The 14,433-nt window shown below is 63.2% G+C and carries 14 protein-coding genes; 2 read left to right on the top strand and 12 right to left on the bottom strand.

The genetic code is table 11. From position 1 onward, the window contains the following. The 6 genes from GEV37_RS01570 to GEV37_RS01545 all read right to left on the bottom strand — a co-directional run bounded on the left by GEV37_RS01570 (position 1) and on the right by GEV37_RS01545 (position 5,875). Positions 1–1,605, bottom strand: coding sequence for a gamma-glutamyltransferase family protein (locus tag GEV37_RS01570; RefSeq protein WP_227388413.1), 1,605 nt, complete (start codon positions 1,603–1,605; stop codon positions 1–3). Positions 1,606–1,634: 29 nt separating this feature from the next. Further along, a complete protein-coding gene (locus tag GEV37_RS01565; protein ID WP_227388412.1) occupies positions 1,635–3,137 on the bottom strand; it encodes a tripartite tricarboxylate transporter permease in 1,503 nt (500 codons plus the stop codon). 16 nt (positions 3,138–3,153) lie between these two features. Next, on the bottom strand, positions 3,154–3,624 hold the full coding sequence (locus GEV37_RS01560; protein ID WP_227388411.1) for a tripartite tricarboxylate transporter TctB family protein: 471 nt from the start codon (positions 3,622–3,624) through the stop codon (positions 3,154–3,156). Positions 3,625–3,687: 63 nt separating this feature from the next. Continuing rightward, positions 3,688–4,680: a Bug family tripartite tricarboxylate transporter substrate binding protein gene (locus GEV37_RS01555; RefSeq protein ID WP_227388410.1), complete on the bottom strand. Its 993-nt coding sequence runs from the start codon at positions 4,678–4,680 to the stop codon at positions 3,688–3,690. Positions 4,681–4,790: 110 nt separating this feature from the next. Then, positions 4,791–5,321: a chromate transporter gene (locus tag GEV37_RS01550; RefSeq protein WP_227388409.1), complete on the bottom strand. Its 531-nt coding sequence runs from the start codon at positions 5,319–5,321 to the stop codon at positions 4,791–4,793. Then, complete coding sequence (locus tag GEV37_RS01545; protein ID WP_227388408.1) at positions 5,318–5,875, bottom strand: chromate transporter; 558 nt, start codon at positions 5,873–5,875, stop codon at positions 5,318–5,320. Before GEV37_RS01545 ends, GEV37_RS01550 begins: the two co-directional genes overlap by 4 nt. Positions 5,876–6,070: 195 nt before the next feature. Here GEV37_RS01545 and GEV37_RS01540 point away from each other — a divergent pair, with 195 nt between their 5' ends. Together GEV37_RS01540 and GEV37_RS01535 are read left to right on the top strand one after the other, a co-directional pair. Further along, complete coding sequence (locus tag GEV37_RS01540; RefSeq protein WP_227388407.1) at positions 6,071–6,739, top strand: GntR family transcriptional regulator; 669 nt, start codon at positions 6,071–6,073, stop codon at positions 6,737–6,739. A 10-nt stretch (positions 6,740–6,749) separates the two neighbouring features. After that, on the top strand, positions 6,750–7,346 hold the full coding sequence (locus GEV37_RS01535) for a DUF1415 domain-containing protein (RefSeq protein ID WP_227388406.1): 597 nt from the start codon (positions 6,750–6,752) through the stop codon (positions 7,344–7,346). Here the strand turns inward: GEV37_RS01535 and GEV37_RS01530 are convergent. The 6 genes from GEV37_RS01530 to GEV37_RS01505 form a co-directional block, all read right to left on the bottom strand. Continuing rightward, positions 7,339–8,994 (bottom strand): sensor domain-containing diguanylate cyclase, encoded by a 1,656-nt coding sequence (locus GEV37_RS01530; RefSeq protein ID WP_227388405.1) that lies wholly within the window; start codon positions 8,992–8,994, stop codon positions 7,339–7,341. The two genes, GEV37_RS01535 and GEV37_RS01530, sit on opposite strands and share 8 nt — an antisense overlap. A 100-nt stretch (positions 8,995–9,094) precedes the next feature. Next, positions 9,095–9,589, bottom strand: a complete 495-nt coding sequence (locus GEV37_RS01525; RefSeq protein WP_227388404.1) for a GNAT family N-acetyltransferase — start codon at positions 9,587–9,589, stop codon at positions 9,095–9,097. A 3-nt stretch (positions 9,590–9,592) separates the two neighbouring features. Beyond that, positions 9,593–10,591 (bottom strand): LLM class flavin-dependent oxidoreductase, encoded by a 999-nt coding sequence (locus GEV37_RS01520; RefSeq protein ID WP_227388403.1) that lies wholly within the window; start codon positions 10,589–10,591, stop codon positions 9,593–9,595. Positions 10,592–10,728: 137 nt separating this feature from the next. Then, a complete protein-coding gene (locus tag GEV37_RS01515; protein WP_227388402.1) occupies positions 10,729–11,418 on the bottom strand; it encodes an SDR family oxidoreductase in 690 nt (229 codons plus the stop codon). A gap of 78 nt (positions 11,419–11,496) precedes the next feature. Beyond that, positions 11,497–12,765, bottom strand: coding sequence for a nitrate regulatory protein (locus tag GEV37_RS01510; protein ID WP_227388401.1), 1,269 nt, complete (start codon positions 12,763–12,765; stop codon positions 11,497–11,499). Between the two features lie 53 nt (positions 12,766–12,818). Continuing rightward, positions 12,819–14,171, bottom strand: a complete 1,353-nt coding sequence (locus GEV37_RS01505) for an MFS transporter (protein ID WP_227389195.1) — start codon at positions 14,169–14,171, stop codon at positions 12,819–12,821. Positions 14,172–14,433: the final 262 nt, after the last annotated feature.

The raw sequence follows: 14,433 nt of genomic DNA, 5'->3' as shown, positions 1-14,433 counted from the left end.
TTAGAGCGGAAGCACGGCGCCGTCGGTGCGGGGTTCGGTACCGCCCTGGAGCACGCCGGTGGCCGCATCGCGCAGAATCACCTGGCCTCGGCCGAAGCTGAGGGAATCCGCCACCTTGACGATATGGTGGCCGCGTCGCGCCAGGGCCAGGGCGAGGTGGTTGGGAAAGTCGGCTTCGACCTCGATGGTCTTGCCCGACACCCACTTCCAGCGCGGCATGTCCAGGGCCGCCTGAGGGTTCAAGTGGTCATCGAGCAGCCCGGTCACCACCTGCACGTGACCCTGGGGCTGCATATAGCCCCCCATCACGCCGAAGGGGCCGACCGCCCGGTCGTCCTTGGTGATGAACCCGGGAATGATGGTGTGGTAGGTGCGCTTGCCCGGAGCCAGCGCATTGACGTGGTCCGGGTCGAGAGAGAACGACCAGCCACGGTTTTGCAGACTGATGCCCGTGTCCGGCACCACCATGCCCGAGCCGAAGCCTTTGTAATTGCTCTGGATGAAGGACACCATGTTGCCCTCGCCATCGGCGGTGGCGAGATACACCGTGCCGCCTTGCACGGGGTTTCCGTGAGTCGGGTCGAGGGCGCGGTCATTGATCAGCCCCGCTCGGGCCCCCAGATAGTCCTCGGCCAGCAACTGCTCGATGGTGTACTCCATGGCATCTTGCTCGGTCAGGTGCTTGAAGCCGTCCACGTAGGCGAGTTTGGTGGCCTCGATGCGCCTGTGCAGGGTCTCTAGTGCGTCTCCGCTGGCGCCGAGTTGGTCGAGCATGCCCAGCGCCTGGAGTACAATCAGACCGCTGCCGTTGGGCGGAATCTCCCAGATGTCGTGACCCTGGTAGCGCACGCTGACCGGGTCGACCCACTGGACCGCGTAGCCGGCGAGATCCTCCTTGCGCAGAAAACCGCCCTGGGCTCGGGAGAACGCATCCATCGCCTCGGCAAGCTCACCCGTGTAGAACGCTCGGGCCTGGGTCTCGGCAATCGCCTTCAGGCTTCGGGCATGACCCGGCGAAGCCCATATCTCACCGGGACGGGGGGCGTGGCCCTGAGGTGCGAAGGTATCGAACCAGGGTTTGAAGGCCTCGTCTTCATAGGCCGCGTAGGTATGAAACGCCTCTTCCCACATCTGGTGAATGACCGGCGTGACAGCAAAACCTTCCTCCGCCAGGGCGATGGCCGGGGCCAGAAGCTCGGCGAAGGGGAGCTTGCCGAAACGCTCTGAAAGCGCTGCCCAGGCGGCGGGGGTACCCGGAATGGTGACCGGCAGCATGCCGTGGTTAGGCATCGCGTCGTGGCCTTTCGCTTTCACGGCATCGATGGTCGCGCTCGCCGGGGCCTGGCCGCTGGCGTTGAGCCCGTAGAGCGCCTCGTTCATCCAGACGATGGCGAAGGCGTCGCCGCCGATCCCGTTGGAGGTGGGTTCCACCACGGTAAGCGCCGCGGCGGTCGCGATGGCAGCGTCTACAGCGTTCCCGCCCTGCTGCAGGATGGTGATGCCCACCTGGGCGGCAAGGGGCTGGGAGGTCGCCACCATGCCGCGCCGGCCAAAGGTGGCCATTCGACGAGAGGCGCTGGGGTAGTACAGAGCGTCGTGATGCATGTTCGAATCCTTGTGGTTGTAATGAGGGGTCAAGCGGTATTCGCCGCCCGGGCGCGGACCTTGCGGTCCTGGTAGAGCGAGAACAGGATGGAGGCGACGGCCAGGGCCAGAAACAGCGCCGAGAGCGGGCGGGTCAGAAAGGTGAGCCAATTGGCATCGAGCTCCAGCGCACGAAACAGCTGTCGCTCCAGGTTGTCCCCCAGGACCACGCCGAGTATCAGTGGCGTCAGCGGCATCTCGGCTTTCCACAGCAGATACCCCACCACGCCGAAGATGAACAGCACCCAGATATCGAACAGGTTGTTGTTCAAGGCGTAGGCGCCGATGGCACACAGCATCAGCACTACCGGCACCAGCACCTGCTGGGGAATCAGCGCGATCTTGGCGAACCAGCGCATCAACATCAGGTTGCAAAGCACCATCACCACGGCCCCGACCATCAGGCTCACGTAGATCGCCCCCACCAGCACCGGGTTTTGTTCGAACATCAAAGGGCCAGGGGTGATGCCGTGCAGGATCAAGACGCCCATCATGATGGCCATGGGCAGATCCCCTGGGATGCCCAGCGCCAGGGTAGGCACGAAGGCGCCACCGGCCACGGCGCTGTTGGACGCTTCCGAGGCAACGATGCCGCTGGGTGTGCCCTTGCCGAAGGTTTCCGGCTCCCGGGAGAACTTTCGCGCCTGGTCGTAGCTTACGAAGTTGGCCACGGTGCCCCCGGTGCCGGGCAGGGCGCCGATGAGGCTTCCGATCAACGACGAGCGCAGGGTATTGAGCTTCTGGGCGCCCATGTCCTTGAGAATGCGCCGGTAGGGAATGGCTACGTCGGTGTTGACCGGGGGCTTGCCGCCCTTTTCGTCACGCAGCTTCTCGATGTTGCCCAGCAGTTGGGAAAAGGCGAAGACGCCGATCATCACCGGCAGGATCTCGAAACCCGAGCTCAGCGCCGGCAGGCCGAAATCGAAGCGCAGGTTGCTGTTGCGATCGTAACCGACCGTCGTGATCAAAAGCCCGATGGCCGCAGCCAGCAGCCCCTTGAGCAGCGCCCCATTCGAGAGCCCCGCCACCAGGGTGAGCGCGAAGACGATCAGCGCGGTGATTTCCCAGGGGCGAAAGTTCATGCTGAAGCCAGCGATGAGCGGGCCGAAGAAGACCAGCACCGCCACGCTTATGAGCGTGCCCAGAAACGAGGCGACGATACCGATACCCAAGGCGCGACCGGGTTCGCCGCGCTGGGCCATGGGATAGCCATCGTAGACGGTGGTGATGGAGGAGGGCGTACCGGGAATGCCAAGCATGACCCCGGAGACGATACCGCCGGAGTAGCCGCCGACGAACACGCCGATCATCAGCGATACCCCGCTGACCGGGTCCATGGCGAAGGTGAACGGAAACACCACTAAAATGGCCATGGTAACGGTGAAGCCGGGGATGCTGCCCCCGATGATACCGAATAGCACGCCGACGATGATCAGCCCCAGTACCGAGGGGCTGCCCACTTCGGCGAGGGCCTGAAGAAAGAAATGGGTCATGGGAGTTACCTCGACGTTAGGGCAGCCAGACGTTCAGTCCGAAGCGAAAGACGACGTACAAGAGCGCCACCAGCAGCGTACTGATGCCGAGATTGATCGCCCACTTGCGCCGGGTATCGACTCCAAGAAGCAGGGCGAGCGAGCAAAGCAAAAACCCGGCAGTGGCCACGATGTAGCCCACTATCGGAAGCAGGGCCGCGTAGAGTGCGAACAAGGCGAACAGGGCCAGAATACTCATGCGCGCTCGAATCCAGCGCCGGCTCAACGCGAGAAGCGGCGCACTCGGGGTCGCCGCGACGAGCAGTGAGCGCATCAGCAGCAGAAGTGCCAGCACGCCGATGGTTGCCAGCAGAATGCGGGGAAACAGCGCGGAACCGTAGGGCTGCCACGAGGTGGGCGGGCGAATCGACCCGGATTCCACCCACATGACCGCCACCAGCAGCAAAAGCGCCAGCGCAAGCGCCCGATCTTTGGTCAGGGTCAGCATGATGCATGCCTCCAGCCGCCCCCGGGCGATCGCCGGGGGACGAGCGTTTGAAGTGACGAAAGGTTAGTTCTGGAAGTCGATGTTGGCCGCCGCGTCGCTGAGGGCGCGCTGGTTGTCGTCCAGAAACTGCTGGTAGTCGTCACCGGCCAGGTAGCGCACCACCGAGCCGAACTCGTTTTCGATGCGAGACTGGAGGTCGTCGTTTTCCAGCGCCTGGCCATAGGCCGTGGCGATCTGGTCGACGATATCTTGCGGGGTACCTTTGGGGGCGAAGATGCCGCGGCTGGTCGAGTGGTCCATCTCGATGCCCTGTTCACGCAGGGTCGCGACCTCCGGCATGCTCTGTAGCCGCTCCGGGTGGGCGATGCCCAGTGCGCGAAACGAGCCGTCCTCGAAGAAGGCGCCGCCGGAAGGCAGGTTGAACATGGCGAAATCCACTTCCTTGGCCATCAGCGCCGATACCTGCTCGCCGGTATCCGGATAGCCCACCAGGCGTACGTCCGCCATGTCGATCCCCGCCTCCTCGAAGAACTGGGCCCAGAAGAAGTGATCGGTGGAACTCGGAATCATGCTGAAATGCACCTGCCCCGGGTGTTCGCTGACGTAAGCGGCGATTTCATCGGCGCTTTGCACCTCGTGGCCTGCGTAGGTGGTGGCGATATTGATGGTCTGGGTGAGCAGTGCAACGGGTTCGAAGGCATCATAAGAGTAGTCCACCATGCCCGCCAGATTGGACAGGGCGATGGTGTCGTGGCTACCCAGCAGGGTGTAGCCGTTGGCCGGGGCGTCCTTGACGTTGCGCGAACCGAGGGTGGCCCCGGCGCCGGCCATGTTGACCGGAACGATAGACTCGCCCAGGTGCTGCTCCGCTTCCTGGGAGACCAGACGGAAGATGATGTCCGTCGCCCCGCCGGGACCGAAAGGAATGATCAGGCGAATATCCTGCTCGGGGTAGTCCGCCTGAACCGCGGCGCTGAAGGACAGCCCCGCCAAGCCGATTGCTGCCAGGGTGGTGGTGAAGGAACGAGGGCTTGGAGAGAAAGTGAAACGCGTCATTTTTTACACCTTTATGATTGAGTAGTGCTGTATCGACCGCGCCGGGCGGCCGGGGAGTGAGCGCGTGCATCCAGTTATTATTATTGGGTAATTCTTGTTACAGGGAACGATCAGCCGAGTAGAGTAGCGCCGTAGACGAGGGCTGCGATGACCACGAAAGCCGGGTGGACCTTGAGCCACACCAGCGCGACAACGGCGGCGACGCCGATGATCAGCGTATGAACAAGCCCGGCGCTATCCATGCCTTCCATGAAGAAGCCGAGCGTCAGCCAAGCCATCATGATGGCGATCACCGGGCGCACCCATTGGCTCATGCGCTTGACCCGAGGTGACTCGCGGTGGCGGTACAAAAGCCCCAGCGCGCAGAGCATCAGCAATAGCGACGGCACAACCGTGGCCAGCACGGCGACCACGGCACCCGCGATGCCGGCCACCTCGTAGCCGATATAGCCGGCCATCTTGGTCGCGATCGGGCTTGGCAGGGCATTGCCCAGCGCCAGGGTCTCGGCGAAGCCCTGGGAGGTCATCCAGCCGTAGCGGCCTACCACTTCTGCCTCCAGCAAGGGGATGATCGCCGGGCCACCGCCGTAGCCGACGATATTGGGAATGAAGAAGGCCAGAAACAGCTCCCAGTAGATCATGCGGAGGTCTCCACGGACTTTTTACGTTTAGGTGTCAGCAGAGCCGCCAGCAGAATCGCTCCGATGATGATTCCAGGGTGCACTCCGAGCCAGTAGATCAGCGCGCCGGACACGGCGGGGATCACGATGCTGGCGATCCAGCCGAGGGAGGCCTTGGACTTGTCGAAGAAGTCCCAGGTCAACTGACCCATCATCACCATGACCACGGGAATCACTGCCTGGCCCATGCCGCGGATCCAGGCCACGTCCCGGTAGCGGCTGAACACCCCCAGCATGATGATCATGGCGACGATCATGGGCCCAATCACTGCCAGTACCGCCGTGACACAGCCCGCGACCCCGCCCACCCGGTAGCCGATGTAACCCGGCATCTTGGTGGCGATGGGGCCGGGAAGCGTGTTGCCAATCGCCAGAATATCGGCAAACTCTTCATCGGTGAGCCACTCGTTGCGCTTGACCACCTCCGCATGTACCAGGGGAATCATCGACGGCCCGCCGCCAAAGCCGAAGATGCCGACGCGAAAGAACGCCCAAAACAGTGCCGGTAACGTCATGACAGAATGCTCGTGTTGTCGCCCGTGTACTCATCGTCGGGCGGTTCGCGGTAGTAGAAGAATGGTTTTATCATATTTTTTATAAAAAAATCGATTATTCTCGAAGCAGGATATAAAGCGGTAGCCTGGGGGTCAATGGCGGTGCTGACGTTCCCTCGTCAGGGCTCGAACCGGTTCATACATAAAGGAAGCAGGATGGATAATGTCAGCGAGATGCCCAGCGGCGCATCGTCAAGTCGTATCTACGAGACGCTGCGCAAGGACCTGGTGCGAGGCCGGTTCGTCGCCGGGGAGAAGCTTGCGATCAACGCCTTGAAGGCGCATTACGATGTCGGTCTGAGCCCGCTGCGCGAGGCGCTCAACAAGCTCGCCGCCTATGGATTGCTGGTTCAGGAGAACCAGCGCGGTTTCAGCGTACCCAGACTGAGTCGCGAGGAGCTCGAGGATATCGCCCACCTTCGTCTCGAGCTCGAGGGCATGGCCTTCGAGCGGGCGGTGGAGCGGGGCGACGATCGGTGGGAGGCGAGTCTGCTGGCCGCCGCTCACCGCCTGAAGCGAGCGGACAAGACCGTGGACAAGGGGGACGTCTGGGAGCAACTGCACACCCAGTTCCACCGTACGCTGGTGGCCCCTTGTGGCTCGGTGTGGCTGATTCGTTTTATCGAGCAGCTTCACGACCAGTTCGACCGCTACCGCCGGCTCGGGCCAAACCCGCCTTTGATCCGTCAAGCCCTGGACGACCAGCACCATGAGCTGGTTGAGCTCGCCTTGAAGCGCGATGCCCAAGCCGCCCGGGCGCTGATGGATGACCATATCCAGAAATCTTTCGAGGTGGCTCTGGCGCACTACCAGCAGCACACGTAGTCTGTGCGCCATGCTGGCCTGCGCCGGATGTCAAACCAACGCCAAACAGGAATTCGCCGTGACCGATGACGCCGTGATCAATCAAACTCGGGCCTGGATCGAGGACTTCATCGTCGCCGAGGATATCTGCCCCTTCGCCCGGCGGGAACTCGAGGCGGATCGGGTGCGCATTCAGGTGGTACGCTCGAAGAAGTTCGACGTGGCCCTCGAGGAACTCGCCGCAGAGCTTCAGTGGCTTGTCGATCATCCCGAGACCGAAACGACCCTGCTGGTACTGCCCACGTTGTTCAAGCATTTCGAGCACTACCTGGACTTTGTCGAGCTGGCCGAACAACTGGTCGAGGCGCTGGGGTTCGAGGGCGTGTTCCAGCTGGCGAGCTTCCATCCGGACTACTGCTTCGACGGTGCCGATCCGATGGAGGCGTCCAACTTCACCAATCGCTCTCCCTACGCCATGGTGCACCTGCTGCGCGAGGAAAGCGTCGAGCAGGCGATCGCCTTCTTTGGCGATACCTCGGTCATTCCCGAGCGCAATATCGCTCACCTCGACGCTTTGGGCAGCGAGGAAGCTCAGGCGCGTCTCGAGCGCTGCATGAAGGTCAGCTAGCGTTCGGGGTGTGAACCACCAGTTGGTGCTTGCCGCGGCTTTTTGCTTCGTAGAGGGCGCTGTCCGCCAGCTGAAGAGCGGTTTCGATATGCGGGGTATGCTCCGGCCACCAGGCCGCCCCCAGGCTACAGCCCACCTTGGCGGTTTTCTCCTCGGGCAGTGAGATCGGTTCAGAGATCGCTGTCAGCAGACGCTGACTCACTTCTCGGGTGAGCAGCTCCATGTGTACCGGCTGGGTCTTGAGTACCATGACGAATTCGTCGCCGCCAAGACGGGCGACGATGTCGCCGCTTCGCAGCGCGTTCTTCAGGCGCTGAGTGATCTCGATCAAGAGCAGGTCCCCTGCATGATGGCCCAGCTCGTCGTTGACCTGCTTGAAGCCGTCCAGGTCGATGAAGAATACGATCATACTCTGACCGTTACGCTGCGCCTCGGGCACGGCGAGCTGCAGGTACTGGTTGAGGAAGGCGCGATTGGGTAGCCCGGTCAACGGGTCGGTGTTGGCCAGATCCTCGAGGCGGCGGATCGTCTGGTGCTGGTCCACGAGCCGCATCACCATGTTGCGCATCGAGACCGACAGTTGCTTGAGCTCCGGTGCGCCGCGCTCCAGCGGAATGACGTCGGCGCCGTAGCCGTCCTGGATACGATCCGCCGCCCTCGCCAGGCGGCGCAGCGGCGCCACCATGCCGGAGGCCATGCGCCAGCCCAGCAGGGCGAACACCAGTGACAGCAGCAAGCCGATGCTCATGATCGCCGCCTGCAGGCGCTTGACTGTGGCGAAGGCGGTATCGACGGGCTGGCGGCTGATCGCCAGCCAGCCCAGGCCGTTGAACTCCTCGAAGCCATTGCTGCGCGCGTAGCCGGTCACGTAACGCTGCCCGTCGGGCCAGGTCTCCACCGCCCAGCGCGGACGGGTATTGCCGGCACGGGGGACATGGCGCAGCGTATCGAGGGTCTTGCCGAGCAGATCCTGGGGACCCAGCAGTACCGTGCCGTCGGCCGCGAGCAGCAGCATGTCCATGCCGCCCTGATCGGGCACCATCATCGAGCGCTGAATGTACTCCGCCCACTGCCAGCTCAGGTGAACGGCCAGCACACCTTTGAAGCGACCTGCGCTGTCGTGGACGGGTGTGGCGATATCCACGAACTTGAGCGGTTCGCCGCTGGGGTTGGGCAAAAGACTCGCAAGCAGCACGGCTTCATGGACATCGCCGACCCAGAAGCCGCGTCGGCCTTCGGTGTACACCGGTCGCTGGGCGATGGAGACACCTTCGAGAATGCTGTCGGTCGCTGCCACGACGACGCCTTCTTCATTGGTCAGGCCGATCCAGGAGACCACACTATAGGTATCCTGTAGACGCTCCATCTGACGCTGCAGAACATCGTTGCTGGCGTCGTTGTCGAGCGCCTGGATGGCGAGAAGGAGTTTCACCTCCTTGATGCGCGCATTCATGCTGCGGTTGAGCTTGTCGGTCATCTGGTAGGCGGCTTCCGCCGCCGAGCTTCCGATCTCTTCCTGCATCTGCTCGGCAGACTCGCGCGAGGCGACCCAGCCCAGCAGCAGCGTGGTGGCGAATACCAGCGTAGCGATCAGAATGGTGAAGCGTGAGCGCAGCGAAAGGTGCGCGAACAACCCGGTCTGAAACATAGTCGGCCGTCATCAACAAGGCGGGAGCTCGGCAACACCCACGGTTATCGGGGCCAGAAAAAATACCGCATTTCATCTTCTTTTGCATGTATACGCGAAATCAGAGCGCCTTGTGCATCACGTGGATATCGACCAGCCCATGACGTGCGTGGCAAAAAGCCGCCGGCACGGTACCGACGATTGCGAACCCCAGCTGCTGCCAGAGCGCGACTGCGACGGTATTGGTGGCGACAACGGCATTGAACTGCATGGCCTTGAAATCGAGCTCGCGGGCGATGCGCTGGGAGTGCTCGCACATCGCCCGGGCCACGCCCTTACCGCGGGCGGTCGCGTTGACCATGTAGCCGCAGTTGCAGACGTGCCCGCCCGGTCCCTGGGCATTGGCTTTCAAGTAGTAGGCGCCCAGTAGCGTACCGTCTTGATCCTTGACGGCGAAGGTCGCCTTTGGCGCCTGACACCACAGGGCGTAGGCGCTTTCGAAATCGATGTCCGAATCGATGGCGTAGGTCTCACGCGCCTCGACAATGGCCTTGAAATCCGGCCAGAAAAGCGTGAAGTCGGCGCGGGTCATGGGAGTGAAGACGAGTGACGACATGGTTCATGATCTCCCTGTCACGCTGGCGACGATCTCGTAGCTTCTCAAGCGATCCTCCTGGCTGTAGAAGTCGCTGTTGAGCATCAGCTCATCGGCACCGGTTCGAGCCTGAAACGCTTCGAGCTCGGCCTTGACCGTCTCGGGCCCGCCGATGATCGCCGCCCCGAGAAACTGACCCACCTGCGCTTGTTCCATGGGTGTCCAGTCGAGGGTTTCGACCGGCGGGCGAGATTGCGTGGGCCGGCCCCGGATCAGGTTGAGAAACTTCTGCTGGGCGGTGGTGGCCAGGTAGCGGGCCATGGCGTCGCTCTCAGCGGCGATCACCGGCAGGCCGACCATGGCGTAGGGCCTGGAAAGCACGCTCGAAGGACGGAAGTTATCGCGGTAGAGACGCAGCGCCTCATGCAGATAGCCCGGCGCGAACTGGGCGGCGAAGGCGAAGGGCAGCCCCAGGCGCGCGGCGAGCTGGGCACTGTAGCCGCTCGAACCCAGAAGCCACAGCGGTACGTGGGTGCCTTGCCCGGGCACTGCCTTGACCTGCTGGTCGGGCGTTTCATCGCCCAGGTAGCGGGTCAGTTCCTCGAGCTGGGCCGGAAAATCGTCGACCCCGGCGTGGGCACTTCGGCGCATGGCGCGCATGGTGGCGCCGTCGGAGCCCGGCGCGCGTCCGAGACCCAGGTCGATGCGACCCGGATAAAGGGTTTCGAGCGTACCGAACTGCTCGGCGATGACCAGAGGCGGGTGATTGGGCAGCATGATACCGCCGCTGCCCACCCGGATGGTCGAGGTGTGGCCGGCCACGTGGCCGATCAGGACGGAAGTGGCGGCACTGGCGATTCCAGCGATGTTGTGATGCTCGGCGAGCCAGTAGCGGGTATAGCCCAGTCGCTCGGCGTGCTGGGCAAGCGTTACGCAGTTATCGAAGGTTTCCCCGGCGCTGCCGCCTTCGCGAATGGGGGCAAGATCCAGCACCGAAAGTGCGGTGTCGGCGAGTTGGCTCATGAGTCACCTGCAGGTCAGTGAAAGGCGGCCAAGCGAGCGCGGAAGCGATGAACTTGTTAGCCACGTATCTATATCACCGTGTTATGCGGGCGAAGAAGGCCTAAAACAAGCCCCGGCGGCATGACCGGGGCATGGGTTCATCCCTCTCGCGGCGGCGTCGGGCGGATCAAGATCTCGTTGACATCGACGTGGGCCGGCTGGTCGAGGGCGTAGATCACCGCGCCCGCGATGTCCTTGTCTTCCAGAGCGTACTCCGGCGGCTCGTCGAAAAACGGCGTGTCGACCATGCCGGGTTCGATCAGCGTGACGCGCACGCCAGTGCCGCGCAGCTCCTCGCGCAGATTGTAGCCGATACCCGTCACCGCCCACTTGGTGGCGCCGTACATCGAGCCGGGAATGGTCGAGCGTCCCGCTGCGGAGCCGGTCAACAGCACATGGCCTGCCGAACGCTTGAGCGCGGGCAGGCAGGCCTGCAGGGTCAGCCCCACGCCGTATACGTTGGTCAGGATCATCTCGCGCCAGGTCTCGTGGTCGGCGCCGCTGAAACCGCCGGCGGTGCCGCCACGCCCGGCGTTGGCGAACACGCCGTCGAGACGGCCGAAGGTCTCCAGCACGTGATCGACCATGGCGCGCTGCTGCGCCATGTCGGTCACGTCGAGCTCGACGGTCAGCACGTTGTCGGTGCCGAGTTCGTGGGAGAGGGCGGCGAGCTTGTCCGACGAGCGGGCAGCGAGCACCAGTTTGTAGCCTTCGCGGGCGGCGGCACGGGCGGTGGCGGCGCCGATGCCGCTCGAGGCACCGGTGATCAGCAATACTCTCTCTTGCATGAACAGCACTCCTTGCCATTTGTTAAGGGGAAGCTTAAGAATGGCCAACCCCGGACGATGTTGCAAACCCGATGCGATTCAGCGCTCCCGACGGGCCAGCATGCTCGAAAGGTCGAGAATCGACTGGGCCATACTGGCCATGCTCTTGCTCTGATCCATCGAGGTCTTGCGCAGAAAGCGGTAGGCCTGCTCCTCGCTCATCGACTGATGGGCCATGATCAATCCCTTGGCTCGTTCGATCAGCTTGCGCTCGCGAAGCGTCTTGCGCGTATTCTCCAGTTCATCGCTCAAATTCTGCAGGCGGCTCGATTGGGCGTGGGTGAGCTCGATCAGCGAGCGGCCGAGCGGCGAAGTGAACGCACTTTCGGTCAGCTCGCCAAGCCCTGCGGTACCGCCCAAGCCCAGAAGCTGCTCGCCGGGAGCGCACGAAAGAGCGGGCGAGGAGGGTGCAGGCTTGCTGGCCTGCTCCAGCGCCGTATGGGCCTTGGCGATCTTGTCATGGCAAAGCCGGGTCAGTTCGTCGATCGCGGCGTCTTCCACCACCTTCAGCCGGTCGATGCGGCGGGTGGTGAGCTCGTACCAGCTCTCGCTCAGGCGGACGCAGTCGCGCGACGAGGCCTCGCTCGCGCGACCCGCGCTTTCACGCAGCGCCTCGATGTGCGCTTGGGTCTGTCGCGACAGGGCCTCTTGCCAGGCGGCGCGGGAGGCGTCGCCGGCGAACTCCATGAAGGTGTCGAAACAGCGCGCCTGATCGTGAATCAACTGCTCGAAGAGCTGGCGGTGCGCGTCATCGAATCGGCCTTGGGTAAACCCAAAGGCGCCGCAGGCGCGCTCCTGGCCGGCCAGTTCCTTGCCTTGCATCAAATGGAAGATGGCCACCAGCGTCCGGGTAATATCATGATCCGCCGAGGTATTCGCCGTCTCGAACACGATGGCGAGCAGCCCGCTGATCAACTGGTTGAAGGCATGGGTGGCCGCATCCGCTGACAGCGACAAGGTGGCGACGGCAGTGCGCAGCCTGGGTAGATCGTCAAGCGCCAGCCATACCGAAGCGATACGACGCAGAAGGTGTGGCGTGGCCTGCGGGCGCGCCTCTTCGCTCAGGGTTTCCAGGCGATGGCGCATCAGCGTGCCGGCCTGCTGGCTGGCGATCACGAATGCCTCGCACCGGTCGGCAAACTGTCGGCCTTGCGAGGCGAGATAGAGGGTCGAAGCGCCCCGTTCGCGCTGCAGCACATGGATGAAACGACTGATATCTCCCACCAGGTGGGCGGTGGCGGCCAGATGGCGCAGATTGTCGATATCGAGGCGTAGTGCCCTCAATAAAAGCGGGTGGCCCGACGTCATGGTGACTTTCCTCGAAGGCCCGGCGCCGTGGGGAGGCGCCGGGGAGTATCGGTTCAGCGCAGCGACAGGGCCCCCGCGCCGGTATGTTCGTTTGCGGCCTCTTTGTAGGCTTTCGCCTCTTCGGCTTCCGTGGCGTCGCTGAAGCGTACCACCAGCACGCTGGCCGCCAGCACCAGCACGCACAGCCCGAGATAGAAAAGGCCCTGCTGGTAGGTGAGGCCTTCGTTTCTGAACAGGAGCGCCGCCAGTACCGCCCCGGCATTGCCTCCGGCGCCGACGATGCCCGCCACGGCTCCCAGCGCCTTCTTGTTGATGAACGGCACCACACCGAAGGTCGCGCCCTCGGCCATCTGAACGAACAGGCTGAAGACCAGCATGATGCCGATGGCAAGGCTCAGCACGTGCATCTGCGAGAAAGCGATCAACGCGATGCCTTCGCACACCAGGGCGATGAACAGCCACCGCACCCGGCCCTTGAGCCCGTGCTGGGCGGCGAAGAGATCCGAGAAGACCCCGCCCAGGGTGCGCGCGAAGACGTTCATCAGCCCGAAGAGCCCGGCGATCAGTCCGGCGGTGGCCAGCGTCAAATCAAAACGGTCGAAGAAGTAGATGGCGGCGATGTTGTTGATGGTCAGCTCTACCCCGAAGCACAGGCCGTAGACGACGAACAGTGCCCAGACGCGAATGTCCCGGGCGGCGGCGAGAAAGCTTCGAAGCGCGCCGTACTCGCCGGCGGCCGGTGGCAGTTCGCCGCGCCGGCGCAGGTCGGCGAAATTGCCGTCCGGAGCATCCTGGGTGAACAGCCAGTAGCCGATGCCGGTGCAAAAGAGCACCACGCCCGGCACCAGCATGGCCAGGCGCCAGCCCAGGGTTTCGCTTGCGCCGAGCATCAGAAGGCCCGACAGGATCAGCGGCATGAGTATCTGGGTGGTACCGCCGCCCAGGTTTCCCCAGCCGGCGCTGGTGGCGTTGGCGGTGCCCACCACGTTGGGAGCAAACATCATCGAGGTATGGTACTGGGTGATGACGAAGGAAGCACCGATCGCGCCGATGGCGAGTCTTGCCAGCAAGAAGCTTTCGAAGCTGTCGGCAAGTCCGATGCTCATCACCGGAATCGACCCCAGTACCAGCAGGCTCGAGTAGGTCTTGCGCGGCCCCAGCCGGTCGCAGAGAAGGCCGATCAGAAGGCGCACGATCACGGTGATGGCGACCGAGGCGATGATGGTGTTGCCGATCTGGGTCTGGGTCAGCGCCAGGTCCTCGCGTACCACCACCATCAGCGGGGCAATGCCGAACCAGCCGAAAAAGCAGACGTGAAAGGCGAACCAGGAAAAGTGAAACGCGCGCATCTGCGGCGTCGAGAAACTGAGCAATCGAATACGAGTGGCTTTGTTGCGAATGTCCATGGAGACCTCACCGAGCGCGAACGAGTCGTTGTCGCCGCGTGCGCCTGCACGCAGGCCAACGAGATGATGCCTTCGCCATTGAAGGGCAAGCTCGACGCACTCGTACCCGGGGGCCTGGTCCACGCCTGTCACTGTCGATCGACTATGAAGCAATTATTTCGCCATATGGTCGTTTTCGTTTCAGCGACAGCGTTTTAGGTCGTTTTAAGAGCAGCGGGAAGGGGACTTCCCGGCGGGGATGCATCAAAAGGGGGCGCGGCCG

It is taken from the genome of Vreelandella malpeensis (genome assembly GCF_020622355.1).
Classification (GTDB): domain Bacteria; phylum Pseudomonadota; class Gammaproteobacteria; order Pseudomonadales; family Halomonadaceae; genus Vreelandella; species Vreelandella malpeensis.
Note: the sequence above shows the minus strand (reverse complement) of the source record. Positions and strands in the feature narration are given on the sequence as shown.

What these genes read in the sequence shown, in the direction of transcription:
- GEV37_RS01550 (WP_227388409.1), bottom strand. Translation starts at nt 5,321, where the DNA reads ATGATCTACTGGGAGCTGTTTCTGGCCTTCTTCATTCCCAATATCGTC.
- GEV37_RS01555 (WP_227388410.1), bottom strand. Translation starts at nt 4,680, where the DNA reads ATGACGCGTTTCACTTTCTCTCCAAGCCCTCGTTCCTTCACCACCACC.
- GEV37_RS01570 (WP_227388413.1), bottom strand. Translation starts at nt 1,605, where the DNA reads ATGCATCACGACGCTCTGTACTACCCCAGCGCCTCTCGTCGAATGGCC.
- GEV37_RS01565 (WP_227388412.1), bottom strand. Translation starts at nt 3,137, where the DNA reads ATGACCCATTTCTTTCTTCAGGCCCTCGCCGAAGTGGGCAGCCCCTCG.
- GEV37_RS01520 (WP_227388403.1), bottom strand. Translation starts at nt 10,591, where the DNA reads ATGAGCCAACTCGCCGACACCGCACTTTCGGTGCTGGATCTTGCCCCC.
- GEV37_RS01540 (WP_227388407.1), top strand. Translation starts at nt 6,071, where the DNA reads ATGGATAATGTCAGCGAGATGCCCAGCGGCGCATCGTCAAGTCGTATC.
- GEV37_RS01530 (WP_227388405.1), bottom strand. Translation starts at nt 8,994, where the DNA reads ATGTTTCAGACCGGGTTGTTCGCGCACCTTTCGCTGCGCTCACGCTTC.
- GEV37_RS01525 (WP_227388404.1), bottom strand. Translation starts at nt 9,589, where the DNA reads ATGTCGTCACTCGTCTTCACTCCCATGACCCGCGCCGACTTCACGCTT.
- GEV37_RS01560 (WP_227388411.1), bottom strand. Translation starts at nt 3,624, where the DNA reads ATGCTGACCCTGACCAAAGATCGGGCGCTTGCGCTGGCGCTTTTGCTG.
- GEV37_RS01505 (WP_227389195.1), bottom strand. Translation starts at nt 14,171, where the DNA reads ATGGACATTCGCAACAAAGCCACTCGTATTCGATTGCTCAGTTTCTCG.
- GEV37_RS01515 (WP_227388402.1), bottom strand. Translation starts at nt 11,418, where the DNA reads ATGCAAGAGAGAGTATTGCTGATCACCGGTGCCTCGAGCGGCATCGGC.
- GEV37_RS01510 (WP_227388401.1), bottom strand. Translation starts at nt 12,765, where the DNA reads ATGACGTCGGGCCACCCGCTTTTATTGAGGGCACTACGCCTCGATATC.
- GEV37_RS01535 (WP_227388406.1), top strand. Translation starts at nt 6,750, where the DNA reads ATGCTGGCCTGCGCCGGATGTCAAACCAACGCCAAACAGGAATTCGCC.
- GEV37_RS01545 (WP_227388408.1), bottom strand. Translation starts at nt 5,875, where the DNA reads ATGACGTTACCGGCACTGTTTTGGGCGTTCTTTCGCGTCGGCATCTTC.